Origin of the sequence: Sphingomonas sp. TZW2008, from assembly GCF_002117915.1 — a bacterium.
GTDB lineage: Bacteria > Pseudomonadota > Alphaproteobacteria > Sphingomonadales > Sphingomonadaceae > Sphingomonas.
Genome location: NZ_BDJB01000009.1, coordinates 1 through 23,417, shown reverse-complemented (window position 1 = coordinate 23,417; position 23,417 = coordinate 1). Strand labels below are relative to the sequence as shown.

Here is a 23,417-nt window from a genome sequence, read left to right as displayed (position 1 = left end):
CCTCCTCACGCCGGCTGATCGATCAGTTATACTTCAGATCGAAGCGGTCTGCGTTCATCACCTTGGTCCAGGCCGCGACGAAGTCCTTGACGAACTTCTCGCCCGCATCGGCGCTGGCATAGACTTCGGCGAGCGCGCGCAGCTGCGAGTTCGCGCCGAAGACGAGGTCGGTGCGCGTCGCCGTCCAGCGCTTCTCGTGCGTCGCACGATCGCTGCCGACATATTCCTCGTCGCCCGTCTCGTCGACTTCCTTCCACGCCGTGCCCATGTCGAGCAGGTTGACGAAGAAGTCGTTCGTCAGCTGGCCCGGGCGCGTCGTCAGCACGCCGTGCTGCGACCCATTGTGGTTCGCGCCAAGCACGCGCAGCCCGCCGACCAGTACGGTCATCTCGGGCGAGCTCAGCCCCAGCAGCTGCGCACGGTCGATCAGCAGCTCCTCGGTCGGGACGTTGAAGCGTACGCCGAGATAGTTGCGGAAACCGTCCGCCTTGGGCTCGAGCACGTCAAAGCTCTCGGCGTCGGTCTGCTCGGCGCTCGCGTCGGTACGGCCGGGGGTGAAGGGCACCTTGACGTCGCTGCCGGCGGCGCGCGCCGCCTGCTCGACGCCAACCGAGCCACCGAGCACGATCAGGTCGGCGATGCTCACCTTCTTGCCGCCGGTCGCGCTGGCGTCGAAGTCACGCTTGATGCCCTCGTACACCGCCAGCACCTTGGCGAGCTTCGCGGGCTCGTTGACGTCCCAGTCCTTCTGCGGCGCGAGGCGGATGCGCGCACCGTTGGCGCCGCCGCGATGGTCCGACTTGCGATACGTCGCCGCCGACGCCCAGGCGACCGAAACGAGCTCGCCGATCGACAGGCCCGAGTCGCGGATCTTCTGCTCGAGCGACGCGACGTCGCCGGCATCGATCGTCGCATAGTCCGCCGCGGGGATCGGATCCTGCCAGATCAGGTCCTCGGTCGGCACGTCCTTGCCAAGGTAACGGATCTTGGGCCCCATGTCGCGGTGGCACAGCTTGAACCAGGCGCGGGCGAAGGCATCGCCGAACGCCTCGGGATCGTTGCGGAACCGCTCAGAGATCGCACGATACGCCGGGTCGACCTTCATCGCCATGTCGGCGGTGGTCATCATCGTCGGCACCTTGACGCCCGGGGTGTGCGCCTTTGGCGCCAGCGTCTCCTCGGGGTTGCCGACTGGCTGCCACTGCTTCGCACCCGCCGGGCTCGTGACGAGCTCATACTCGTGGTCGAGCAGCATGTCGAAATAGGTCATGTCCCACTTCGTCGGCGTCGGCGTCCACGCGCCCTCGATGCCGCTGGTGATCGTGTGATCGCCCATGCCGCTCTCGTGCGTCGAGGCCCAACCGAGGCCCTGGCTCGCGATGTCCGCGCCTTCCGGCTCGACGCCGACGAGCTTCGCGTCGCCCGCGCCGTGCGCCTTGCCGAAGGTGTGGCCACCCGCGGTCAGCGCAACGGTCTCCTCGTCGTTCATGCCCATGCGGCCGAACGTGTCGCGGATGTCGCGTGCCGAACGCAGCGCATCGGGCACGCCGCCCGGGCCTTCCGGGTTGACGTAGATGAGACCCATCTGGATCGCGGCGAGCGGGCTCTCGAGCGCTCGGCCCTCCTCCTCGTCATGCCGCGTCTGGCCGAGCCACTCTTCCTCGGTACCCCAATAGACGTCCTTCTCGGGCTCGAACACGTCGGCGCGGCCGCCGCCAAAGCCGAACACCGGGCCGCCCATCGATTCGATCGCGACGTTGCCCGCCAGGATGAACAGATCCGCCCAGCTCAGCTTCTGGCCGTACTTCTGCTTGATCGGCCACAGCAGGCGGCGCGCCTTGTCGAGGTTGCCGTTGTCCGGCCACGAATTGAGCGGCGCGAAACGCTGCTGCCCAGCCGATGCGCCGCCGCGCCCGTCACCGGTGCGATAGGTGCCGGCCGAGTGCCACGCCATGCGGATGAAGAACGGGCCATAATGCCCGTAATCGGCTGGCCACCATGGCTGGCTGTCGGTCATCAGCGCAGTCAGGTCGCGCTTCACCGCGTCGAGGTCGAGCGTCTTGAACTCGGCCGCATAGTCGAAATCGTCGCCCATCGGATTGCCCGACAGGCCGTTCTGCTGAAGGATCTCGAGCGACAGCTGGTTGGGCCACCAGTCGCGGTTCGTCCGGCCGAGCAGCGCGCGCAGCGCGGCCGGCTCCTTGGCGTGATCGCTCAGCGGGCTTCCGGTCACCGGGCAGCCGCTCGTCTTCGCGTCCATGTTTATCGGTCCTCTCGTGAGATCATGCGGCGGTTCTACTCGCCGTTGATGACAGGTGAAGCGACATTATTTCGTCAGATCGAGTTACGAAATCGATCAATCGCCGCACAAAACACGGCTTTGTCGATTATCACGCCGCGCGCGCGGCTGCGGCTGGAGCGAGCAGCCGCTCGACGGTGGGCAGCAGGTGATCGACCACCGCGGCGATCGCTCGGGCGTTGGGGTGGACGCGGTCGGCCAACACCATTGCGGGATGCCCCAGCACGCCGGGCGGAAAGAAGGGAGCGGTCGCCGCGCCGTGCTGCGCCGCCACCGCCGCGTGGATGCCGGCATAGCCGCGCGCCCGATCGGCGAGGAACGCGGGCGGCTCGACGGTCGCGAGCAGCACCGCGATGTCGCAGCGCGCGAACTCGGCCAGCATCGCGTCGAGGTTGGCGCGCATCTCGCTCGCCGGCTTGCCGCGGATGACGTCGTTCGGCCCGATCTGCACGATCGCGAGGTCGGCCCGCTGCGACAGGCTGCTCAGCACGCGCGGCAGGCGCCGCAGCGCATCGGCGCTGGTATCGCCCGAGACGCCGGCGTTGGCGACCTGCGCGTTTGGGTAACGACGGCGCAGCACGCGTTCGAGTTGGCCGGGAAAGCTGTCGGCGGCCGACAGGCCATAGCCCGCGATCAGGCTATCGCCGAACGCGAGGATCGAAGGGAAGGTAGGCATCGCCCATCAAGATAGGAGGCGAGACGCGAATTGCAGCGGTCGTTCGACCGAACGTGGCTCCCCGCCGCCTCGGATCGTCCGAGCCGGCGGGGAGACAATCACATGCCTTTATGCCCGGCGTGGCCCGCGCCGTTCTGCAGCTTGGTGGCCGCAGATATATGCTGCTTGATGATCGGCACCGCCGCCTTCGCCGTGGTGCGCAGCGCCGGCTGGTCGCCGCCCGCGGCATAGCTCTGGTGCAGGTCGAGCGCCGCTTGGTGCGCCGGGACCTGCTGCGCGATGTACAGCCGGTCGAAATCGGCTGCCGACGCACCCTGCAGCTCGGCGATCGATGCCTGCGCCCCGCCCAGCGACGGCGGCGGCGGCGTCATGTTCGCGCGCTGCGCCGCCCTGGTCGTCGCCGCGGTCGTCTTCTGGTGGTGCTTGATCAGCATCGAGGCGAAGCTGCGCACCGCCTTGTTCTGCGACTTCTCGAGCGCAAGCTGGCTCGAGTTGATTTCGTACAGATCGCTCATCGCAGCAGCCTCGACATAGGGCATTGCCGTGGTCTTCGCCTCGGGTGGTGGGGGCGGCGGCGGGGTCTGCGCCAGTGCCGGGACCGCCGCTACTGCGAACATCGAAAGAACAGCTGCCTTAACGTAGATCATGTCTTGCATTCCTCGCGTGACGTTGACTAGGCAACAGGGAAGTTTCTCGGAAGTTCCCGCCACACCGTGCAATAAGTGCATGGGGAACAAGCCTTATTATCCTTTGGATAACTTGCTTCAGATCAACTTTGCTTGGATTGAACGGCTGTGCCTGCCGGCCGTTGTGCCTAGCGTGACCGCTGCCGCCCCGCTCTCCCCTCCAGCCGCCACGGGCTGGATCCCGCGCCGCGTCCTCGTCACGCGCAGCGCGCGTGATTGGGCGCACGGCCGCGCGATCGCCGCACGCGCAGCGATGCTCGGCAGCGAGGTGATCGAGCTGCCCGGCGATCGGCTTTCGCTCGCGCTGCCCGACGATCCGAAGCGCGCCTATGCCGCGGCGAAGGCAACGCTCGCCGTCACCGTCGCGCCGCCGTCCAAGCGGCGGCTGCAGCCGATCGCGCCGAGTGCCGACTGGCGCGTCGATCTTGCCGAAGGATGCCCGGCGCATTGCAGCTACTGCTATCTCGCCGGCTCGCTGAAGGGACCGCCGATCACCCGCGCCTACGCCAATCTCGACGAGATCCTAGCCGTGCTGCCCGACTATCTCGGCGACGGCACGATCACCTCGCGCAGCCGCGACCGCGCGCACGAGGGCACGACGTATGAGGCGTCGTGCTACACCGATCCGCTCGCGCTTGAGCATCTCACCGGCTCGCTCTCCGCCGCGATCCGCTGGTTCGGCGCATGGCAGGCGCCCGCGCAGTTGCGCTTCACCAGCAAATTCGCGGACGTCGAACCGCTGCTCGCACTCGATCACCAGCGCCGCACGCGGATGCGCGCATCGCTCAACCCGCCCCGCTTCGCCCGGTTCGAGGGCGGCACAGCGCGCGTCGCCGCGCGGATCGCGGCGCTGCGGCGGATGGCGGACCACGGCTATCCGATCGGGCTCACGATCGCGCCGATCATCGCCGCGAACGGGTGGGAGGCGGCGTACCGAACGCTGGTCGCCGACGTCGCCACAGCGCTGGCCGGCGCGCCCGACCTCGATCTCACCGTCGAACTCATCACGCATCGCTTCACGCCCGGCTCGAAGGCCGTGCTCGAGGGCTGGTACCCCGGATCGTCGCTCGACATGAGCGCGGCGAACCGCGCCACCAAGCGCTCCAAGTTCGGCAGCGAGAAGCAGGTCTACGACGCCGCGACGATGCGTACGCTGCGCGGCTTCTTCGAACGCGAGATCGCCGATGCGCTGCCCGCCGCACGGATCCTCTACTGGACATGACGATCCTGTTCACCAGCGACACGCACTTCGGCGATCACCGCACGATCAACATCAGCAAGCGCCCGTTCGCCGATGTCGCGGCGATGGACGCGGCGATGGTGGCGAACTGGAACGCAGCCGTCGCGCCCGATGACGAGGTGTGGCACCTCGGCGATGTCGCGCGGCGCGGCGACGCGGTGGCCGGGCTGCTCGCGCGGCTCAACGGGCGCAAGCAACTGCTGCGCGGCAACAACGATCCCGCCGCCACGCTCGCCGCCGTCGGCTGGGCGAGCGTGCAGGATTATGCCGAGATCACCGTCGACGGGCACCTGCTCGTCCTGTGCCACTATCCGTTCCGCAGCGGGAACGGGCAGCATCGCCGCGCGATCAACCTCCACGGCCACAGCCACGGACGGATGAAGCCGATGCTGCGGCAATATGACGTCGGCGTCGACGTGCGCGGCTTCGCGCCAGTGACGCTTGCGGCGCTGCTCGCCGCTCCGCGCCGGCCGGCGGATGGCTGACCGCGCCCCGCCCCCCGTCACGCCCGACGGCCGCTACATCGTCGTGCGCGGTCGGCTGTGGCGCCGCGCCGATCCGAGCCTTTCAGACGATCGGCGCAAGGCGCTGGTCGATGACCTGATGCACGCCCGCCGCGCGGTACGTACCGCCAAGGCGGCGGACGATGCGCAGGCGCTGGCCGAGGCGCGCGCCCGCGTCGATGCGGCGAAAGTGGCGTTGGGCGAGCGGGGCCCTGTCTGGTGGCAAGACGGCGCGCCCGACCTCAACCGGCACATGGCGCGCACCACGCCCTATGCCGACTGGTATGCCGCGCTGCCGCCCCAACAGTGACGGCGCGTCAGGCGCGCGGCGCAGTCGCATCGAGCGTGATCGTCGCAGGGGTGGTTCGCGGCGCGTCGATCGCGATCGCCAGCGCCCAGCCGGCGAGCACCAGCGTCACGATCCACGTCACCGCCGCGCCGCCCGCGCGCAGCGCATTGGGCGCGCCGCGCGTCATCCCCAGTGGATGCGCAATCCGCGCCAGGACGTAGAGCGCGCCGATGATCCACAGCGCGACCAGCGGCCCGCGCGCCAGCTCGATCAGCGCAAGAAGGATCAGCACGATCGGCGTATATTCGACGAAATTGGCGTGCGCGCGCATCCCCGCCTGCATCGCCTGGTCGCCGCCGTCGCCCACCATCACCCCGCCCTTGAGCCGCCCGCGCACCAGCCGCATCGCGAGCCAGATGTTGACCACCGCGCAGGCGGCGGCGATGACGAGCGTGACCGGCAGCAGCATGATTTCCTCCCCTTGATCCTGCGGCGAACCTGCCATCCGGCGCGGACGCATGCAACGGCTGCGCTTGCAACCGCCGCGCGATCAGCTATAGGCGCCGAACTTCGCGATGCGCCCGGCCGCCCGGCGCGGCCGGTGATTCACTGGACCGCGTCGATCGTCGTCGGGCTAGTCGCTTTTGTTGCGAACATTTTGATCAAGGTGCCGCGATGGCCGTCCCCAAGCGAAAGACTTCCCCCTCCCGCCGCGGCATGCGCCGTGCGCACGACGCGATCTCGGTTGACGCGTTCCAGGAATGCCCGAACTGCGGCGAGCTGCGTCGCCCGCACAATCTCTGCACCGCATGCGGCCATTACAATGGCCGTGAGGTCGTCTCGGTCGAGGGCTGACAGCCCTAGCCACGGGAGCGCACAGCATCATGGCCGACAGTTCCTGGATCGCCGTCGATGCGATGGGCGGCGACGAAGGGGTAGCCGTGATGCTGGCCGGCGTGGCGCGTGCGCGTCGCCGGTTCGAGGGGATGAAGTTCCTCCTCGTCGGTGACGAAGCGGCGATTCGCGGGGGGCTGGAACAGCACCCGAACCTCAGCCGCAACGCGGAAATCGTCCATGCCCCCGGCGTCATCAAGGGTGACGAGAAGGCGGGGCAGGCACTGCGCCGAGCCAAGTCCACGTCGATGGGCATCGCGATCGACTGCGTGAAGCAGGGTCGCGCGGGCGCCGCCGTCTCCGCGGGCAACACCGGCGCGCTGATGGCGATGGCGAAGCTCGCGCTGCGTACCATGCCGGGGATCGATCGCCCCGCGCTCGCCGCTCTGCTCCCGACGCTGGGCGACAACGACGTCGTCGTGCTTGATCTCGGTGCGAATACCGAGGTGGAGGCGAAGAACCTCGTCCAGTTTGCGGTTATGGGCGCTGCCTATGCGCGCGTCGCGCTCGACCTCACCTCGCCGCGCGTCGCGCTGCTCAACATCGGCAGCGAGGATCAGAAGGGCACCGACGAGATCCGCGATGCCGCCGCCGCGCTGCGCGGCGCGCCGCACCTGCCGATGACGTTCACCGGCTTCGTCGAGGGCGACCGGCTGTCGCGCGGCGAGCACGACGTCATCGTGTGCGACGGCTTCTCGGGCAACATCGCGCTCAAGACCGCGGAGGGCACTGCCCGCTTCGTCGCCGACCTGTTGAAGCGTGCCTTCACCAGCTCGGTCCGGTCGAAGATCGGCTTCCTGATCTCGCGCCCAGCGACACAGCTGCTGCGCGAGCATCTCGATCCCAACAACCACAATGGCGCGGTCTTCCTCGGCCTCAACGGCCTCGTCGTGAAGAGCCACGGGGGCGCGAACGAGCGCGGCATCGCCACCGCGATCGGCGTCGCCGCGAAGATGGTGCAGGCCGATCTGGCGCGTCGCATCGCCGACGATCTTCGGCATTTTGAGAAACAGGCGGCATGATTCGCAGCGTCATCACCGGCACCGGATCGGCGCTCCCCGTGCGGCGCGTATCGAACGCCGAGATGGCGGAGATGGTCGACACCACCGACGAGTGGATCGTCGAGCGCACCGGCATCCGCTTCCGCCACATCGCCGGTGAAGGCGAGACCACTGCGACGCTCGCGCGCGACGCGGCGACCCGCGCACTCGACGCGGCGGGTATTGCGGCGGCGGAGGTCGACCTAATCGTCCTCGCCACCGCCACGCCGGATCAGACCTTCCCTGCCACCGCCACCAAGGTGCAGGCGATGCTCGGCATCAACGACTGCGTCGCGTTCGACGTCGCGGCGGTCTGCTCGGGCTTCCTCTACGCGGTGCAGGTGGCGGACAGCATGATCCGCTCGGGCGTCGCGCGCCGCGCGCTGGTGATCGGCGCGGAGACGTTCAGCCGTATCCTCGACTGGGAGGACCGCACCACCTGCGTGCTGTTCGGCGACGGCGCGGGCGCGATGGTGCTCGAGGCGCAGGAGAGCGACGAGGCCACCGGCCGCGGCATCCTCGCCACCAAGCTCCACGCCGATGGGCGCCACAACGAACTGCTCTACGTCGATGGCGGCCCGTCGACCACCGGCACGGTCGGCAAGCTGCGCATGAAGGGCCGCGAGGTGTTCCGCCACGCGGTCGTCAATCTCGCCGCCGTTATGGGCGAATCGATGGCGCTCGCCGGGCTGTCGACCGATTCGGTGGATTGGGTCGTCCCGCACCAGGCCAATGCCCGCATCCTCGATGCGACCGCGCGGAAGCTCGGCCTCGCGCCCGAGCGCGTCGTGGTGACGGTCGATCAGCACGCCAACACCTCGGCCGCCTCCGTCCCGCTCGCGCTCGACGTCGCGATCCGCGACGGACGTATCAGGCCGGGACAGATCGTCGTGCTCGAGGCGATGGGCGGTGGTTTCACTTGGGGTGCCGCCGTCGTACGGATTTAACTTGAATCAGTCAGCCATATGCGGCTTTTTTGCTGTTAGTACTGATGGTACCGTCGCACGGCATAGGGGGTTCGAGCACCGATATGAGCGAAGCTGGCACGCTGACCAGGGCCGATCTGGCCGAGGCACTGCACCGTCAGGTGGGTTTGTCGCGCGCCGATTCGGCGGACATCGTCGAACAGATCCTGGCGAACATGTGCAGCGCCCTGTCGAAGGGGGAAAACGTCAAGATATCCGGCTTCGGCACCTTCGTGCTGCGCGACAAGGGCGAGCGCATCGGGCGCAATCCCAAGACCGGCGTCGAAGTGCCGATCGCGCCGCGCCGCGTGCTCACCTTCCGCGCCAGCCAGATGATGCGCGACCGTATCGCCACCGGCGGGGCATGAGCGACACGGGCAAGGCGCCCGGCGCCTTCCGTACGATCGGCGAGGTCACCGCGCAGACGGGCGTCGCCGCGCACGTGCTGCGCTATTGGGAAACGCGCTTTCCGCAGCTTCGCCCCGTCACCCGCGCGGGTAACCGGCGCTACTATCGTCCCGAGGACGTCGCGCTGGTGCAGCGCATCCATCGGCTGCTCGATACCGAGGGCTACACGGTGAAGGGCGTGCAGAAGCTGCTCGCCGGTGAGGGCCGCAGCCCCGCCCCGCCGAAAGACACCCCTGCCCCAATGCCTACACCGACGGCGGCAGCGGTCCCGGTCGAGGCGCTGGTGGCGATCCGCGACCGTCTGCAACACGCGCTCGACGCCTGAAGCACGCGCCGCGCCGGCGTGGCTCACGCCGCCAGCGGAAACCGCAGCAGCCGGTCCTGCACCGGGATGAGCGCCTGCGCGCTGCGCCCCACTGCGCGGACGATCTCGGGATGGCCGGCGTCGAGCCCGCCGGTCAGCGATCCGAAGGCGGGCAGGATGATCTTGCTGCCGGTGGCGACGAAGCAGCGCCGCGACACCAGCTTGCCGCGCACGCGCAGCCGCAGCTTGGGATGGAAATGCCCCGACAGTTCGGGGCGATGTTCCGCCGCGCGCGCCTCGTGGCGCAGCATTAGCCCGTCGACCATTGCCTCGTCCACCACCTCGCCGCCGCAGCGGTCGACATAGTGCGAATCGTGATTGCCGGCGATCCACGTCCAGCGCGTGCCCGCGGTCAGATCGCGCAGCATTGCCTGCGCCGCTTCGGGTAGCCGCTCGCACCCCGCCACGTCGTGGAAGCTGTCGCCCAGGCACCACACCTCGCTTGCCCCGGTGGCGACGACCAGCGCGGTGAGATCGGCCAGCGTCGCGAGCGAATCGTACGGCGGCAGCATTTGGCCGAAGCGCGCGAACCAGCTCGCCTTTTCAAGGTGCAGATCGGCGACCAGCAGCGCGCGCCGTGCCGTCCAGAACAGCGCGCCCTGCGTCAGCGGCGTCAGATCGTGTCCACCGAACGAAAAGGGAACCATGGCGGCGCCATGCCGCAAGCGACTCGCCCGATCAAGTCCATCCCACGGTGCGCGGGCAGCGCCGCCACGGACCATCCCGCTGCGGCCACCGCCCGCCGGCCGCCCTCAGCTGGAGAGCGTCTTCGCCAGATCGTAGAGATAGTCGCGTCCCTCGTAGAGCGCGGAAACGCGGATCCGCTCGTTCAGCCCATGGATGCCGTTCAGGTCGGGCTCGAGGAAGATCCCCGGCACGCCGTAGACGGGCATGTTGAGCGTTGCGAAGAACACCCCGTCGGTTGCCCCCGTCGACATCATCGGCACCACGGGCACTTTGGGGAAATGCTTCGCCGCCAGCGTGGTGATCGGCCCCATGATCTTGGGGTCGAGCGGCGGCGGCACCGCGATCGGGCGCACCGGCTGGTTCGCGGTCACCTTCACCTTCGGCCCGGCCAGCTCCTGCAGCTTGGCGAGCGTTCCATCGACGCTCTCGCCCGGAAAGATCCGGCAGTTGACGTTCGTGGTCGCGCGCTGCGGCAGCGCATTTTCCGCGTGGCCCGCGTTCACCAGCGTCGCGACGCAGGTGGTGCGCAGCGTCGAGTGCAGCGTCTTGTCACGGCTGACGATCGCATCCGCCGCGGTGTCGGCGGGGTTTGCGAGCAGCCGCTTGATCGCCGGGCCGACGGGCGCGGGCAGCGCCTGCGACGTCGCGGTGAAGAAGGCGCGCGTCGTGTCGGTGAATTTGATCGGGAATTCGTAGCCCTGCACCGCACGAATCGCGTCAGCGAGCTCGTAGATCGCATTGTCGGGCGTCGGCGCGCTGCTGTGCCCGCCGGGGTTGGTCGCGAGCAGCGTGAAGTTCTGCGCCGCCTTTTCGCCTACCTGAACCGCCAGCGCCTGGCGATTGCCCGCCGCGTCGAGCCGCCCGCCGCCGCCCTCGTTGAGCACGAAGTCGGCCCGCACTAGCTCAGGCCGGTTCTTCGCCAGCCAGTCGGCGCCGTTGAACGCGTAGGTCGTCTCCTCGCCGCACGTCAGCGCCAGCTTGATCGTCCGCTTGGGGCGATATCTCTCCTGCGCGAAGCGGATCATCGTGTCCGCCCACACCGCCGACATCGCTTTGTCGTCGACGGTGCCGCGGGCGTAGTAGAAGCCGTTCTCCTCGACGAGCTTGAACGGATCGCGCACCCAATCCTCGCGCTTCGCCGCCACCACATCGAGATGGCCGAGCAGCAGCATCGCGCCCTGCGCGCGGTCGGTGCCGGGCAGCGTCACGACGATCCCGCCGTCCTCGGCATGCTCGGGCACGCTGAAAACCGTTACCGCACTCGCCGGATAGCCCGCCGCCTTCATCCGCGTCGCCAGCTGCTGCGCGGCGCGCGTGCAGCTCCCCTGCCCGACGACGGTGTTGGTCTCGACCAGTTCCTTGTAGAGGCCGAAGAACGCCTGCTGGTCGGGGCGCTGCTGCGCCTGTGCGGGAATCGATGCACCGATCGCGGGGGAAAGCGCAGCCGCCGCTGCCAGAAAACGCCACACGCCCCGCATCACTCTCTCCCGATCGTTATGCCGACGATCGTTGCAGGGAAAGCGTGGCGGCGCAACGCTCTACGGTGGCGCGGCGTCAGAAGGAGGCGAAGCGCGCCGGCTCCCAGTTGCGCCGGCTGCCGCGCGGCAGGCTCAGGCGCAGCTCGCGATTGGCGAAATCGATCTGCACGCGGGTGAACAGCTTCAGCGCATCCATCCCCAGCATCAGCGCTGGCTTCTTCTCCAGCCCGAAGGCGCGGAACGGCGGCACATCGGCGAAGGCGACGGGCATGTCGCTGATCTCCGCGTCGCCGATCTTGATCAGCTTCATCGAGCCATAGTCGGCGATCAGCTGCCCGCCCGTCACGCTGATCAGCGTGATCGGCGCCACCTTGCCGCGCTTCGCCAGCCGCTTGCGCAGCGCAAGGTTGCCCATCGTCACCGCGCTGCCGGTGTCGAGGATCACGCGCACCCGCTCGCCCGCGACGCGCGCATCGGTGACGACGAGCTGCCCGAACAGGCTCTTTGCCTGGATCACGATCTCGTCGGGCGCGCGCCGCACACGCTCTCCGCGGCGGCGCGCGGGCAATACGCTCATGCTCTGCGTGTCGAAATCGATCGCCAGCGAGTGCCCCTGCAGCGCGTCGATCCCCAGCATGCCCGGCGCGCCGAGATGCGCCGCCGACAGCGCCGGCGCCTCGATCGCCGATCCGCCCAGCGTGCTGACCGAGATCGACGGAATCAGCACGGTTCCGACGTCTTCGGTTCCCGTCATTCCCGTCAGCCGCACATTGCGCCCGCCGGCCAGCCCCAGCTTGCCCGCCAGCTCGCGGCTGATCACGGTGCGCTGCGCACCGGTATCGATGATGAATTCGTACGGCCCGGCGCCCGCGATCTGCACCGGCACCGTCATGCGCGGCCCGTTGTTGCCGAACGCTAGCTGCTCGCCCAGCGTCGTCGCCGGCTCCGGCGCACCAAGGGGTGGGGGCACGACGGCGGGCGGCGGCGCCTGCACCGGCTCGCCGGTGTTGGCGAGCAGGGAAAGCAACGGCAAGGCGAGCCAGCGACGCATGCCCGCGATGAAGCGCCCGTTTCGGTCCCTTGTCAAAACAAATTGCTGCGCAGCATTCCTTCGTCACACCCGCCGGTCAGTCCACGCGCATTGCGTCCGCCGCCAGCGCCTCCGCCTCGATCAGCAGCGCGTCGTCCGCGCTCCCCGTCGCCACCTTCTCGCGACCGATCAGCACCAGCACCGGCACCGCGAGCGGCGAGACGCGCGGCAGGTCGACATGCAGCATCGTCTCCGCCGCGCGGTCGAGCAGCCCCGCGAGCCGCCCGACGTCGGTCATCCGCGCGCGCGCATCGGCCCACGCCGCCTCCAGCAGGATGTGGCTCGGCTCGTACTTGCGCAGCACGTCGTAGATGAGGTCGGTCGAGAACGTCACCTGCTTGCCCGTCTTGCGCTTGCCGGGATGCTGCCGCTCGACCAACCCGCCGATCACCGCCACCTCGCGGAACGCGCGCTTCAGGAGATGCGATTGCTGCACCCACTCGACGAACTCGTGCTCGAGGATGTCGGCGGAGAACAGCGCGGCGGGATCGGTGATCGGATCGACCGAATAGGTCGCGATCGCATAGTCGTTCGACACGAACCCCAGTGGCTTCAACCCCGCCGTCTCCATCCGCCGCGTGATCAGCATGCCGAGCGACTGGTGCGCGTTCCACCCCTCGAAGCTATAGGCGACCATGTAATGCCGCCCCTCGCGCGGAAAGGTCTCGACCAGCAGCTGGTCGGGCCGCGGCAGCGCGGAGCGGCGCGCCTGGATCTCCAGCCACTCGCGCACGTCGTCTGGAAAGCGCGACCATTCCTCGGGCGTCGCCAGGAACCCGCGCACGCGATCGGCGAGGTTGGTCGACAGCGGCATGCGGCTGCCACCATAGGTCGGGATCCGCGCCGGCCGCGCCGTCGCGCGCACGATCAGATCCTCGGTGTCGATCTTCTCCACCTCCAGGCTCATGCCCGCGAAGAAGAACGTGTCGCCATGGCTCAGCGTCGAGGCAAACGCCTCTTCCACCTTGCCCAGCGCGCGCCCGTTGCGAAAGCGCACCTTCAGCATCGTCGCCTCGACGATGATCCCCGCGTTCAGCCGATGCTGCGCGACGAACTTGGGGTGGCTCACCCGCCACAGGCCCTGTCCTGAGCCTGTCGAAGGGCCGTCGCCGTCCTGCGTCAACCGCTTGAACCGGTCGTACGCGCGCAAGGAGTAGCCGCCGTCGCGGATAAAGCCGAGCACCTTGTCGAACAGATCGTCGGTCAGCGCCGAATAGGGCAGCGCTGACCGCACCTCGGTGAGCAGCGCCGCCTGGTCGAACGGCGCGGCGCACGCGCACGCCATCACGTGCTGCGCCAGCACGTCGAGCGCGCCCATGCGGAACACATCGGCATCGAGCTCGCCCGCCTCCACCGCGTCGAGCGCGGCGCGCGCCTCGAGATATTCGAAGCGGTTGCCCGGCACGATCAGCGCTTCGGACGATTCGTCGAGCCGGTGATTGCTGCGCCCGATCCGCTGCAGCAGCCGCGACGATCCCTTGGGCGCGCCCATCTGGATCACGCAGTCGACATCGCCCCAGTCGACCCCCAGGTCGAGGCTCGCCGTCGCCACCAGCGCGCGCAGCCGCCCGGCGGACATTGCCGCCTCCACCTTGCGTCGCGCCTCCTTTTCCAGGCTGCCGTGATGGATGCCGATCGGCAGCTGCGCTTCATTCGCCTTCCACAAATCCTGGAAGATCAGCTCGGCGAGGCTGCGCGTGTTGCAGAAGACGATCGTCGTGCGATGCGCCTCGATCTCACCCATCACCTGCGCCGCTGCATAGCGCCCCGAATGCCCCGCCCACGGCACGCGGTCCTCAGGGAGCAGGATCGCGATGTTCGGATCGACCCCTTGGTCGCCATGCACCAGGCTCACCGCATCGATGTCGCCGTCAGGGGCGAGCCACGCGCGATAGCCGTCGGCATCCGCCACCGTGGCAGATAACGCGATGCGCCGCAGGCCGGGCGCGATCGTCTGCAGCCGCGCCATGCACAGCGACAGCAGGTCGCCGCGCTTGCCCGTCGCGAACGCATGCACCTCGTCGATCACGATCGTCTTCAGCCCCGCGAACATCGTGAAGCTGTCGGGGTAGCTCAGCAGCAGCGAGAGCGATTCGGGCGTCGTCAGCAGGATCTGCGGTGGGCGGGCGCGCTGCCGCGCCTTGCGGTCGGACGGCGTATCGCCGGTGCGCGTCTCGATGCGGATGTCGATGCCGAGCGCGTCGAGCCCCATCTCCGCCACCGGCGTCACCAAGTTGCGCTGAATGTCTACCGCCAGCGCCTTCAGCGGCGAGACGTACAGCGTGTGCAGCCCCTCACTCGGCGTCTCGATCAGTTCGACCAGCGTCGGCAGGAACCCTGCGAGCGTCTTGCCCGCACCCGTCGCCGCCACCAGCAGCGCGTGCCGTCCCGCGCGCCCCTCGGCCAACATCGCCAGCTGGTGCCGCCGCGGCTGCCACCCGCGCGAGGCGAACCAGTCGGCGAGCGGGGCGGGCAGCACAGGGTTCATCGCCGCGCGATATAGGGCCGGCGTCGCAACCGAAGAACCATCGCCCGGCGCACGGCCGACGGCCGAGCGCTTGGTTACCACCGGCAGCCTCGCGCACATCGCTCCACGCCGCGCCGCTCAGTGTTCCCCGCGGCAGCGGCCCACGCTCGCGGCGTCAACCGCGCATGCTGTCCTGCCGCGATTGCTCCTTGTACAAGTCGCGCGTCGCCTGCTCGGTCCGTGCGTCCTGCGCCGGGGTCGTCTTGTTGCGCAGCTTGGCGAACGCCAGCGCCGCGGCGAGGATGATGAAGCCGCCAATGACGACGATCGCCCACAGGCTGTCGCCGAATATCGAATATACCATGCGAAACTCTCCTGTCGTTCCGACGGATAACGAGGGTGTTGGGCTTTTCGATCCGGTCGTGCGTATTCGGCTGATGTCCAAGCTCGGCGACTGGCTCGAACCCCACCCCCACGGCATCTACGTGCGTCCCGCCGATGCGTGGATCGATCCCTCGATCCCGCAGGCGCGCGCGCTCGTAACGCACGGCCACGCCGATCACGCGCGCGGCGGCCACGCTGCGGTATGGGCGACGCCTGAGACGCTCGCGATCATGGACGCGCGCTACGGCGAACAGGCCGGGCACCCGGTTGCCTACGGCGAGACGGTGCGGCTCGGCGACGTTGAGGCAAGCTTCGTCCCTGCCGGGCACGTGCTCGGCTCGGCGCAGATCCTGCTCGAGCATCGCGGCGAGCGGATCGTCGTCTCGGGCGATTACAAGCGCCGCCCCGATCCCACCTGCGCGCCGTTCGAGCCCGTTGCGTGTGACGTGTTCGTGACGGAGGCGACGTTCGGCCTGCCCGTCTTCCGCCATCCCGATACCGGGGACGAGATCGACAAGCTCATCGCGCGGCTCCACGCCAATCCCGATCGCTGCGTCCTCGTCGGCGCCTATGCGCTGGGCAAGGCGCAGCGCGTCATCGCCGAACTGCGCGAACGCGGGCACGAGGCGCCGATCTACATTCACGGCGCGCTCCAGCGCCTGTGCGATCTTTACGCCGAGCACGGCGTTCGCCTGGGTGAGCTGATCCCCGTCGCCGGCGTGCCCAAGGCGGCGATGGCGGGCCACGTCGTGATGTGCCCGCCCGGCGCGCTCAACGATCGCTGGTCGCGCCGCCTTCCCGATCCGATCACCGCGATGGCCAGCGGCTGGATGCGCGTGCGCCAGCGCGCGCGGCAGAAGCTCGTCGAACTGCCGCTGATCATGTCCGACCACGCCGATTGGGACGAACTGATCGACACGATCCAGGAAATCGCCCCGCGCGAAGTGTGGGTCACGCATGGCCGCGAGGACGCGCTGATTCACTGGTGCATGACGCGCCAGATCAAGGCCCGCGCGCTGGCGCTTGTCGGCTTCGAGGACGAGGACGACTAGTCCGGCCGCACCCTCTGGCCGCCCCCCTGCGCCATCCCGATACGCCCGACTCCTCGACGCCCTACCCCGCCCCCCTCGCCGCGCCGCTTCTACTACGCTACCACCGGTGCAAAGGGGATCGATTGCAAGAGGAACTGTTCCGCTCGCCGAACCTTGTGGTCCGTCGCGTCGGCTCGCGCGGGGGCACGCTGATCGTCACCTTCGGATCGCGGGCGGACGATCTTTCCCCTGATCGCGCCGGCTTTGCCGAGGACTTCCTGCGTCGTACGCGGATCGACGCGATCCACGTCATCAACCGCAGCAACCTTTGGTATCAATATCCCGATATTGCGGAAGCGCTTGCGCACGTCGCGGCGACCGCCCGGCTCTATGATCGCGCGATCACCTATGGTTCCAGCATGGGCGGCTACGCCGCGGTGCGCTTCGCCGCTGCGTGCCGCGCCGACACGGCGATTGCCTTGTCGCCGCAGATCAGCGTCGATCCGCGCGTTGCGCCATGGGAGAGGCGCTGGCAGGCCGACATCGCGCACGTCCGTTTCGACGAAGCGCCGCTGGTGCCCGCGAAGCGCCAGTACGTCTTCTACGATCCGCATGTCGGGGGCGACGCGCGCCATGCCCGCGCGATCGCCGCCGCCGGTGCCGCGACGCTCATCCCCGTTCCCGGCGGCGGTCATCCCGTCGGCGCGCTGCTGGTGGAAACCGGCGCACTCCAAGCCGCGCTGCGTCAGATCATCGCCGACAGCTTCGATCCCGCCGCGATGCTTCGCCAGGTGCGTCAGGCACGCCGCACGTCGCAGCACCATTATTTCGTGCTCGCGCAGCGCTGCGCCGCGCGCCACCCCGAACGCGCAATCCGGCTGCTCGAACGCGCCGCCGCGCTCGAACCTGAATCGCATATCCTCGCGCTGCAAGCCGCGCTGCTCGATCGGCTCGGGCGCCCGGCCGAAGCCGCCCCACTCCACCGCGCCGCCATTCAGCGCACGCCGAGCAACGCGCACGCCTGGATGGGCTATGCTGCGCATCTCGAGACGCGGGGTGACGCAACCACCGCCGTCCGCGCGCTTCGCTCGGCCGCCGCGCACCAGCACGGCGCGATGCTTCTTGACGTGCGACTGGCACAAAGCCGGCTGTGGCTGCGCCGACACGCGCTACACTGGCTCGATCGTGTTGCCGACCGCGCGATCACGCGCATCAGGCGCTCTCACTACGCCCCGTTCGTCGCACGGCGCCTCGGCCGACTGATCCACTGAGCTTAGCCGCGACGACACGCGATCAGCTAGGCTCGGGACACAGCGTCGATCAGACGCTCGCCCCGCACTTTGCTCTCCCGGGCAGTACCTCACCGTTCGGTGGGGCGAGGTTAATGCGGGGGCCGCGGGCCCGACAGATTAGGCGATAGCGCGCCCCGCCACCGTTCCATCCCGTCGTGGTCCAGCGCGTTCCGGGCCGACGAAGAGTCAGAACATTGCGATCGCATCCGGACGCACCGAACGGCCGATACGCTCCCCTCAGCCGCTCGGATGCCACCTCGGTGTCCGGCGTGCGCAAGGTGCGTGCCTCGGCACTCGGCTCGGTCGGCGAACGCCCAAACGGCTCGCGCGGCGCTTCGGCCGCCGTCCGTCCGCTTCGGCTGGCGCATGTGCGTTCGGCTCTGCCACTCAGCGCACGCCAGTGGGATCCCCGGCGATTGCTTGCCCGCGCGCCGCTCGGTCGTGGCCCGGAGCAGTGCTGCTCCGCGTGCGCTTAGCGCAGGACACGACAAGGCTGGGTTGGCCACGCTCTCGCGGGCCGAGTCGACGCTGCAGTGCAGCATTGTACGGGTTCGACGCTCCCCCGCGTCGGCTCGCCGGGCGGCAGCATCGCCTGCTCCGATGACGCGCACGTGGGGTCACGTTTTCAGGCGGCTCACAGCATTGTTCAGATCTAGGCCCGTGACCCCGGGTTCTGATCGTCGCGCCCAGCATCGGCGCCTGGACGGCACAGCCCGATACGATGATCGCCGTCAGCCCGGATTACGGAATCGCGCGCACCGGCACCGGTATGTTGCAGATGTCCGCCGCGCCGGCCGGCTGGATGAAAAAGGCGTCCTTGCGATTGGCGCGCGCGCTCGCATAGCGCGCCCAAGTCGGGCTGTCAGTGGCGAGGTATTCGAACCGTGGCCGCTCCGCCAAGGGCAACGCACTCGCCAGCCGCAGCCGTTCGATCGGCACGCGCTGCTCGGGCCGCGCATAGAAGCCCAGCCCCACCGTGCCGCGCGGCAAGCTCGACAGGTGCTCGATGCCCGCAATCACCCGACCGACCACGGCGATGTTGCGATCGAGGTGGCGCGGCGCATGCCCGATGACGGCGTAGAGCTCTGCACCCGTGCCCGTGTTCGGCGACACGTCTCGCCCCACCCCCACAGTGCCGTAGCAATGCACCGGCCATGCCCGCGAACCCCTCGCAAAGCCCTTTTGCACTCCCCCTTTTGGCCAACCTTCGTCACCAGCAATCGGCCATCCGCGATAGAAGTAGGTTGATCGCGCATAGACGTCGGCAGGCCCGCGCGTCATCTCGCGCGGATTGAGCGAAGTCGCGGGCACGCTATAATCCGACTCGTTGGCCGCTGAAAGACCAGGCGGCAATGACTTTTTCTCGCTCGCATCACCCCATTGCACGACGTAATTGTCCTGGACGCGGTTGATGCTTGTGCCGTCCCACCACTCCGCCGTAGCAAGGGTGCGGATGTTACCGATCCAGGCTCGCGCAAACGGCGCCGGCATCAATTGCACAACCACCCGCCGCCCCCCCGCCAACTCCATGACCAACATGTCCTCCGCCGCGATTTGCCGCCAATCGGACGTGGGGGCAGCCTCAACGATCTCCGTCGGCGAACGTGGATCAGGCTGCGTTCGGCCAATTGCCTGTGCAGCGGCGGCCTGGACGAACAGAAGCGGTAGAAGCGAGGCGAACATTTTACGATCGTGCACACTCGCGCCGGCTTACGCAATGCACCGGCGCTTGCGCCGCGCCCGCGTCCGCCCTAGGGGCTCCGGCTCCCGGCAATGCGGAGCGGTGGCCGAGTGGTCGAAGGCGCTCGCCTGGAAAGTGAGTATACGTCAAAAGCGTATCGAGGGTTCGAATCCCTCCCGCTCCGCCACTTGTTCTTCGTATGTTGTTGATAGTTTTACGAAAATTGGGTGCTGCGGACGTCGGCCCTACTTACGGCCCTACTTAGCTTCGATGCGTACCCGCCCATCGGATGAAGGGTCGCGCTTCGTCAGGGACGGGCAGATCGCCTTAACGTCGCGCGTTCTCTTAAAAACTTCCTGCTCGCTCTTGGGCGGTTCAGTTGTTAATAAGTTCGCCTCGCTCAGCCGGGGGGCCAGCCGGCCATAGCGACCGCCACTTTGAACAATTCGTTTGGCCGCAACTTCATCTGGCTCTCGTCCCAGCTCGCGTGCTCAGCAAGCAGACGCCGGTTCAGCTCCAGCTTGCTGCGCTCGTGCAGAGCATCACGCTTGCCCACACCGTTGTCTACTAGGGTCAGGACCCCAGCGATGTGAGCGTCACGATCTGATTCAGGCTCCGCAAGGAGACCGAGGATGAGCGACCTTTACTGGCTGACCGACGAGCAGATGGCGCGGCTCGAGCCATATCTTCCCAAGAACCGCGGCAAGCCCCCGGTTGATGATCGGCGGTTTTGAGCGGCATTGTCTTCGTCAACCGCAACGGGCTGCGCTGGTGCGATGCGCCCAGGGAGTATGGCCCGTCCAAGACCCTCGCCAACCGCTGGAAGCGGTGGAGCGAGAGAGGCGTCTTCCTACGCATGATGGAAGGACTGCCGCCGCGAGCGCCACGCCGAAGACGGTCATGATCGATGCGACCTATCTTAAGGCGCACCGCACGGCTTCGAGCCTGCGGCTAAAAAAGGGGGGGCTCGGCCGCCTGATCGGTCGCACCAAAGGTGGTATGAATACGAAGCTGCACCCCCGTCACCGATGCCAACGGTCGCCCGCTGAGCTTCTTCATGACCGCTGGTCAGGTCAGCGATTATACCGGTGCCGCGGCGCTGCTCGACGATCTGCCCAACGCGCAATGGATGCTCGCCGATCGCGGCTATGACGCCGACTGGTACAGGGACGCGCTGCACGCCAAGGGCATAACGCCCTGCATCCCGGGCCGAAATCACGCAATGTCCCATCAAATCCGACAGGCGCCGCTACCAAAGCCGCAGCCGCATCGAGATCATGTTCGGCCGATTGAAGGACTGGCGCCGTGTCGCCACTCGCTACGATTTATGCCCCACGGTATTCTTCTCCGCCATCGCGCTCGCCGCCGCCGTCATCTTCTGGCTCTGATCAACGAGTCCTGACCCTAACCACGGCCCATTAGAAAGCGACGGGTCATGCGCCGGATGAGGTAGCTCTCCATCGCAGTCGCCACCTCCTCCAGGTCGGCCTGATCCGATCCGTCCCGACCCATACGCGCCAGCAGCACCGGGTGCAGCACAACGACGTCCACTATGCCGAAACGCTTCAGGAATCTGTCGAACCGGTTGGACCCGATCGGTCGATCGATCCGCTCGTACAGATCAGCATCGCGCCGGATGCCGGCTATCAGTCCCGGCATGTCAACCTTTTAGTTTGGCAACTCCTTCCGGAGCGAAGCGACGTGGCGGAGAAAGCGATCATACAGATGCTTTGCCGACTCCAGCTCGAGGGTCTCTTTCGTCAACCAGTTCTGCAGGAACGTGTCGACGCGGGCGCGGGCCGCATTTGCCCGTCATCAGTGAGGAACGTGCGCTGTACGCACGCTGCACGAAGTCGAGGACATCACCCTCGGCACCGCAGCCGAAGCACTGGAAGCGGCGGTCGTCCGCGTAGATTGTGAAGCTGGGCGTTTTGTCGGGGTGGAAGGGGCAGCACCCCTTCAGCTCGCGACCCGCGCGGACGAGTTTCACGCCTGTCTGCCGCGCTACACCCGAGACCGGAAAACGCTCACTGAGATGGGAGCAGATGGAGGCGAAGGCACCTAAACGAGCGTGCGCAGCCACAGCGCCTACCGCTCCCCGCCATCTGATGGCTCGTCCAAAAGCTTCAACAGGGAAGCGGTAGGTATAACAGTACGCTTGCCGATCTTGCGTGTTTCGAGCCGCCCTTGGGCGATCAGAAGATAAAGCTTCGACCTCCCTATGCTAACTGCGGCAGCGGCTTCTGGAATGCTATACGCCAGTTTGGTAACCGCGTTGTTCTCTGCCATGTGACCATCCTCTTCGTCTTGGACGATCCGGGACGACCATTTTTAAAAAATCGCGGCAATAATCGCATGTGCGATTTTACAACGCGGTTCTATCTACCTGATTCCGTGCGATTTTACGAGGGCGTCCCCGCGGCACCTTGTTTACAACTGTTCGGCGGGCATGCTCGTTTCCGACGGCCTCAAAGCCAGGCTCCTGCCGGATCCGCTTAGCGGCCTCATCACGGCTCAGCCCTCCAGTCATGAGCTCCTGCATTTTGGCTTGGATTGCGTCATCGGTTGGTAGAGGGACTTTGCTCTTGATCGGCCTCGACGGTCCGCTGCTTGAGCGCAGACGTTCCGATTGATCAAATGCGAGTAGTTCCGCTCCGGCTCGGGACAGCCTTGCTCCGCGGATCTCCATGGGTGCGATAAGCAACATTAGCCTAGCGTCGCCTTGCGACCAGAAAACATGACCAGGAGGAGGAACGGCATCAAGCGACCATGCGTCGCACAGAACTTCGTGATCATCCTTCTGGTAAGGTGGTTCGCCTTCGAAGTGCGTCTCAATAGATGCCGCGCGACACCTCAACCGGCCTTGCCGCATCGCGTCTGCGACAATTTTCCATGCTTCTGGCGCCTGCGTGCCCCTATCAACGAGCATATCTATCGCCTGTTGAGGTTGAAGCCAGTCCACGTCAGCCATACCTCTCTCCTCGGATGAGCGGCTTAGCAGCCGATCCTCTCCGGATCGAGGTAGACGCAGTTGAACGCTGCTGGACAGCATGCATGCTGTCCCGGCGGGAGTCACGGGCTACTTATCTGAGGGTTTACTTCTGGCGGGTGAAATCAGGGTCGCCGTTAACAACGGCGGCGTGATTCAAGCGCAGGTTGAGAGCCTTCCACTTCATCACCGCTCTTACCTGGTCGCCCCGCCGTTCCCAGTTCACCGACACCCCGTGCTGCCTCAGCCCTTCTTCACAGCTGCTGATGGCGACGTCCAAGCCGCGCCTCCTGGCGGCGCACTCGGCGGCGCTCGCTCCCGTAAGTAGTGCTATCAGCGTTGGAGCAATCCACCCAGGATGGCCACCGAGCAGGTAGGTCGCGAGGGCAAAGAGAAGGAACAGGAACGAAAAGCCAATCATCCTTCCCGTCTCGCTTTTGATCCTACCGCGTTCGATCACCATCTCATTTACTGACGCTTGAATGACACCACACACATGGTCCGCATCGTCATTGGCACGCTCTACAGCAGTGGGCAGGAAAGGGCATGCTCGCTGAACCTCAGGGCCGAGCGTTTTTGGAGCGAGGTTCCACTGACTGTCGATGGAGGCATCATCAACCGTATGGGCGTCATTAAGGGATGTCCCTTGAGGTTCCTTAACTGCAGCTGGCAGGTAGGTTTGTACGGAGATCTCGAGCCTGTCGAAGGACGCACCGATACCGATCCATTCTAGTAGGTCGCCTTCTGCGTAGCCATCTGGTCGGCACTCAAAGATGACCGATGAGGATGTGTCGCTAGCCGTGCGGCAGGGTTCCTGCGAAGAGCGGCGGCTGGCGCCATGAGGACACTCCACGTTCTCGAGCTTGTTGCTACGTATAGTCTTGCCGCAACTAGAGCGGTTTCCGGCCCTTCTGAATCGTTGAGGATTCACATTGGCTCGATTTTCTGATTCAG

24 protein-coding genes, 1 tRNA gene and 1 pseudogene are annotated in these 23,417 nt (G+C 67.1%); 12 read left to right on the top strand and 14 right to left on the bottom strand.

The features are described from left to right. Positions 1-22: 22 nt before the first annotated feature. The 3 genes from katG to B7L05_RS12395 all read right to left on the bottom strand — a co-directional run bounded on the left by katG (position 23) and on the right by B7L05_RS12395 (position 3,622). Complete coding sequence (gene katG / locus B7L05_RS12405; RefSeq protein ID WP_085810601.1) at positions 23-2,260, bottom strand: catalase/peroxidase HPI; 2,238 nt, start codon at positions 2,258-2,260, stop codon at positions 23-25. A gap of 130 nt (positions 2,261-2,390) precedes the next feature. Next, complete coding sequence (locus B7L05_RS12400; RefSeq protein WP_085810600.1) at positions 2,391-2,975, bottom strand: GDSL-type esterase/lipase family protein; 585 nt, start codon at positions 2,973-2,975, stop codon at positions 2,391-2,393. 98 nt (positions 2,976-3,073) lie between these two features. After that, the gene (locus B7L05_RS12395; protein ID WP_144037265.1) at positions 3,074-3,622 is read right to left on the bottom strand and encodes a DUF4142 domain-containing protein; all 549 of its coding nucleotides are present in this window, start codon (positions 3,620-3,622) and stop codon (positions 3,074-3,076) included. Between the two features lie 172 nt (positions 3,623-3,794). On the opposite strand from B7L05_RS12395, the gene B7L05_RS12390 reads away from it, so the two are divergent. From B7L05_RS12390 to B7L05_RS12380, 3 genes are read left to right on the top strand one after another with little or no spacing between them, the layout of a single operon-like run. Further along, the gene (locus B7L05_RS12390) at positions 3,795-4,883 is read left to right on the top strand and encodes a spore photoproduct lyase family protein (protein WP_085810598.1); all 1,089 of its coding nucleotides are present in this window, start codon (positions 3,795-3,797) and stop codon (positions 4,881-4,883) included. Next, on the top strand, positions 4,880-5,386 hold the full coding sequence (locus tag B7L05_RS12385) for a metallophosphoesterase family protein (protein WP_085810597.1): 507 nt from the start codon (positions 4,880-4,882) through the stop codon (positions 5,384-5,386). The genes B7L05_RS12390 and B7L05_RS12385 overlap by 4 nt, the downstream gene beginning before the upstream one ends. Further along, positions 5,379-5,714 carry a hypothetical protein gene (locus tag B7L05_RS12380; RefSeq protein WP_085810728.1) on the top strand — a complete coding sequence of 112 codons (336 nt, stop codon included), beginning with the start codon at positions 5,379-5,381 and terminating at the stop codon, positions 5,712-5,714. Before B7L05_RS12385 ends, B7L05_RS12380 begins: the two co-directional genes overlap by 8 nt. 7 nt (positions 5,715-5,721) lie before the next feature. Here B7L05_RS12380 and B7L05_RS12375 read toward each other — a convergent pair whose 3' ends face one another. Further along, positions 5,722-6,162: an MAPEG family protein gene (locus B7L05_RS12375; RefSeq protein ID WP_085810727.1), complete on the bottom strand. Its 441-nt coding sequence runs from the start codon at positions 6,160-6,162 to the stop codon at positions 5,722-5,724. A 206-nt stretch (positions 6,163-6,368) separates the two neighbouring features. On the opposite strand from B7L05_RS12375, the gene rpmF reads away from it, so the two are divergent. The 5 genes from rpmF to B7L05_RS12350 all read left to right on the top strand — a co-directional run bounded on the left by rpmF (position 6,369) and on the right by B7L05_RS12350 (position 9,325). Beyond that, on the top strand, positions 6,369-6,548 hold the full coding sequence (rpmF, locus tag B7L05_RS12370; RefSeq protein WP_085810596.1) for a 50S ribosomal protein L32: 180 nt from the start codon (positions 6,369-6,371) through the stop codon (positions 6,546-6,548). A gap of 29 nt (positions 6,549-6,577) precedes the next feature. Continuing rightward, positions 6,578-7,609 (top strand): phosphate acyltransferase PlsX, encoded by a 1,032-nt coding sequence (plsX, locus tag B7L05_RS12365; RefSeq protein ID WP_085810595.1) that lies wholly within the window; start codon positions 6,578-6,580, stop codon positions 7,607-7,609. Then, a complete protein-coding gene (locus B7L05_RS12360) occupies positions 7,606-8,574 on the top strand; it encodes a beta-ketoacyl-ACP synthase III (protein WP_085810594.1) in 969 nt (322 codons plus the stop codon). The genes plsX and B7L05_RS12360 overlap by 4 nt, the downstream gene beginning before the upstream one ends. An 83-nt stretch (positions 8,575-8,657) precedes the next feature. Continuing rightward, positions 8,658-8,960 (top strand): integration host factor subunit alpha, encoded by a 303-nt coding sequence (locus tag B7L05_RS12355; protein WP_085810593.1) that lies wholly within the window; start codon positions 8,658-8,660, stop codon positions 8,958-8,960. Then, complete coding sequence (locus B7L05_RS12350; RefSeq protein WP_085810592.1) at positions 8,957-9,325, top strand: MerR family transcriptional regulator; 369 nt, start codon at positions 8,957-8,959, stop codon at positions 9,323-9,325. Before B7L05_RS12355 ends, B7L05_RS12350 begins: the two co-directional genes overlap by 4 nt. Positions 9,326-9,348: 23 nt before the next feature. Here B7L05_RS12350 and pdeM read toward each other — a convergent pair whose 3' ends face one another. From pdeM to B7L05_RS12325, 5 genes are all read right to left on the bottom strand, one after another. Next, a complete protein-coding gene (pdeM, locus tag B7L05_RS12345; RefSeq protein ID WP_085810591.1) occupies positions 9,349-10,011 on the bottom strand; it encodes a ligase-associated DNA damage response endonuclease PdeM in 663 nt (220 codons plus the stop codon). Between the two features lie 105 nt (positions 10,012-10,116). Next, positions 10,117-11,529, bottom strand: a complete 1,413-nt coding sequence (locus B7L05_RS12340) for a M20/M25/M40 family metallo-hydrolase (protein WP_085810590.1) — start codon at positions 11,527-11,529, stop codon at positions 10,117-10,119. A gap of 76 nt (positions 11,530-11,605) precedes the next feature. Further along, positions 11,606-12,580, bottom strand: a complete 975-nt coding sequence (locus tag B7L05_RS12335) for a retroviral-like aspartic protease family protein (RefSeq protein WP_085810589.1) — start codon at positions 12,578-12,580, stop codon at positions 11,606-11,608. Positions 12,581-12,656: 76 nt separating this feature from the next. Continuing rightward, a complete protein-coding gene (locus B7L05_RS12330; RefSeq protein WP_085810726.1) occupies positions 12,657-15,107 on the bottom strand; it encodes a ligase-associated DNA damage response DEXH box helicase in 2,451 nt (816 codons plus the stop codon). A 154-nt stretch (positions 15,108-15,261) separates the two neighbouring features. Continuing rightward, positions 15,262-15,450, bottom strand: coding sequence for a hypothetical protein (locus tag B7L05_RS12325; RefSeq protein ID WP_085810588.1), 189 nt, complete (start codon positions 15,448-15,450; stop codon positions 15,262-15,264). A 73-nt stretch (positions 15,451-15,523) separates the two neighbouring features. On the opposite strand from B7L05_RS12325, the gene B7L05_RS12320 reads away from it, so the two are divergent. After that, positions 15,524-16,522 carry a ligase-associated DNA damage response exonuclease gene (locus B7L05_RS12320; RefSeq protein ID WP_085810725.1) on the top strand — a complete coding sequence of 333 codons (999 nt, stop codon included), beginning with the start codon at positions 15,524-15,526 and terminating at the stop codon, positions 16,520-16,522. 122 nt (positions 16,523-16,644) lie between these two features. After that, positions 16,645-17,772 (top strand): hypothetical protein, encoded by a 1,128-nt coding sequence (locus B7L05_RS12315; protein WP_085810587.1) that lies wholly within the window; start codon positions 16,645-16,647, stop codon positions 17,770-17,772. Positions 17,773-18,534: 762 nt separating this feature from the next. Here the strand turns inward: B7L05_RS12315 and B7L05_RS12310 are convergent. Continuing rightward, on the bottom strand, positions 18,535-19,476 hold the full coding sequence (locus B7L05_RS12310; protein WP_085810586.1) for a peptidylprolyl isomerase: 942 nt from the start codon (positions 19,474-19,476) through the stop codon (positions 18,535-18,537). A gap of 94 nt (positions 19,477-19,570) precedes the next feature. Between B7L05_RS12310 and B7L05_RS12305 the strand changes: the two genes are divergently transcribed. Beyond that, positions 19,571-19,661: transfer RNA gene (locus B7L05_RS12305), tRNA-Ser, on the top strand. 445 nt (positions 19,662-20,106) lie between these two features. Continuing rightward, positions 20,107-20,862: pseudogene (locus B7L05_RS12300) on the top strand (IS5 family transposase). 16 nt (positions 20,863-20,878) lie between these two features. Here B7L05_RS12300 and B7L05_RS12295 read toward each other — a convergent pair. From B7L05_RS12295 to B7L05_RS17455, 4 genes are all read right to left on the bottom strand, one after another. Then, positions 20,879-21,133 carry a hypothetical protein gene (locus tag B7L05_RS12295; RefSeq protein ID WP_085810585.1) on the bottom strand — a complete coding sequence of 85 codons (255 nt, stop codon included), beginning with the start codon at positions 21,131-21,133 and terminating at the stop codon, positions 20,879-20,881. A gap of 58 nt (positions 21,134-21,191) precedes the next feature. Then, positions 21,192-21,557, bottom strand: a complete 366-nt coding sequence (locus B7L05_RS17700; protein WP_256926720.1) for a CHC2 zinc finger domain-containing protein — start codon at positions 21,555-21,557, stop codon at positions 21,192-21,194. A gap of 5 nt (positions 21,558-21,562) precedes the next feature. Continuing rightward, positions 21,563-21,763: a helix-turn-helix domain-containing protein gene (locus B7L05_RS12285; protein WP_085810584.1), complete on the bottom strand. Its 201-nt coding sequence runs from the start codon at positions 21,761-21,763 to the stop codon at positions 21,563-21,565. Positions 21,764-22,569: 806 nt separating this feature from the next. Next, the coding region (locus B7L05_RS17455; RefSeq protein WP_179187208.1) for a hypothetical protein at positions 22,570-23,417 on the bottom strand (848 nt) is incomplete at its 5' end.

What these genes read in the sequence shown, in the direction of transcription:
- katG (WP_085810601.1), bottom strand. Translation starts at nt 2,260, where the DNA reads ATGGACGCGAAGACGAGCGGCTGCCCGGTGACCGGAAGCCCGCTGAGC.
- B7L05_RS12400 (WP_085810600.1), bottom strand. Translation starts at nt 2,975, where the DNA reads ATGCCTACCTTCCCTTCGATCCTCGCGTTCGGCGATAGCCTGATCGCG.
- B7L05_RS12395 (WP_144037265.1), bottom strand. Translation starts at nt 3,622, where the DNA reads ATGATCTACGTTAAGGCAGCTGTTCTTTCGATGTTCGCAGTAGCGGCG.
- B7L05_RS12385 (WP_085810597.1), top strand. Translation starts at nt 4,880, where the DNA reads ATGACGATCCTGTTCACCAGCGACACGCACTTCGGCGATCACCGCACG.
- B7L05_RS12380 (WP_085810728.1), top strand. Translation starts at nt 5,379, where the DNA reads ATGGCTGACCGCGCCCCGCCCCCCGTCACGCCCGACGGCCGCTACATC.
- B7L05_RS12375 (WP_085810727.1), bottom strand. Translation starts at nt 6,162, where the DNA reads ATGCTGCTGCCGGTCACGCTCGTCATCGCCGCCGCCTGCGCGGTGGTC.
- rpmF (WP_085810596.1), top strand. Translation starts at nt 6,369, where the DNA reads ATGGCCGTCCCCAAGCGAAAGACTTCCCCCTCCCGCCGCGGCATGCGC.
- plsX (WP_085810595.1), top strand. Translation starts at nt 6,578, where the DNA reads ATGGCCGACAGTTCCTGGATCGCCGTCGATGCGATGGGCGGCGACGAA.
- B7L05_RS12360 (WP_085810594.1), top strand. Translation starts at nt 7,606, where the DNA reads ATGATTCGCAGCGTCATCACCGGCACCGGATCGGCGCTCCCCGTGCGG.
- B7L05_RS12355 (WP_085810593.1), top strand. Translation starts at nt 8,658, where the DNA reads ATGAGCGAAGCTGGCACGCTGACCAGGGCCGATCTGGCCGAGGCACTG.
- B7L05_RS12350 (WP_085810592.1), top strand. Translation starts at nt 8,957, where the DNA reads ATGAGCGACACGGGCAAGGCGCCCGGCGCCTTCCGTACGATCGGCGAG.
- pdeM (WP_085810591.1), bottom strand. Translation starts at nt 10,011, where the DNA reads ATGGTTCCCTTTTCGTTCGGTGGACACGATCTGACGCCGCTGACGCAG.
- B7L05_RS12340 (WP_085810590.1), bottom strand. Translation starts at nt 11,529, where the DNA reads ATGCGGGGCGTGTGGCGTTTTCTGGCAGCGGCGGCTGCGCTTTCCCCC.
- B7L05_RS12335 (WP_085810589.1), bottom strand. Translation starts at nt 12,580, where the DNA reads ATGCGTCGCTGGCTCGCCTTGCCGTTGCTTTCCCTGCTCGCCAACACC.
- B7L05_RS12330 (WP_085810726.1), bottom strand. Translation starts at nt 15,107, where the DNA reads ATGAACCCTGTGCTGCCCGCCCCGCTCGCCGACTGGTTCGCCTCGCGC.
- B7L05_RS12325 (WP_085810588.1), bottom strand. Translation starts at nt 15,450, where the DNA reads ATGGTATATTCGATATTCGGCGACAGCCTGTGGGCGATCGTCGTCATT.
- B7L05_RS12320 (WP_085810725.1), top strand. Translation starts at nt 15,524, where the DNA reads ATGTCCAAGCTCGGCGACTGGCTCGAACCCCACCCCCACGGCATCTAC.
- B7L05_RS12310 (WP_085810586.1), bottom strand. Translation starts at nt 19,476, where the DNA reads ATGTTCGCCTCGCTTCTACCGCTTCTGTTCGTCCAGGCCGCCGCTGCA.
- B7L05_RS12295 (WP_085810585.1), bottom strand. Translation starts at nt 21,133, where the DNA reads ATGCCGGGACTGATAGCCGGCATCCGGCGCGATGCTGATCTGTACGAG.
- B7L05_RS12285 (WP_085810584.1), bottom strand. Translation starts at nt 21,763, where the DNA reads ATGGCAGAGAACAACGCGGTTACCAAACTGGCGTATAGCATTCCAGAA.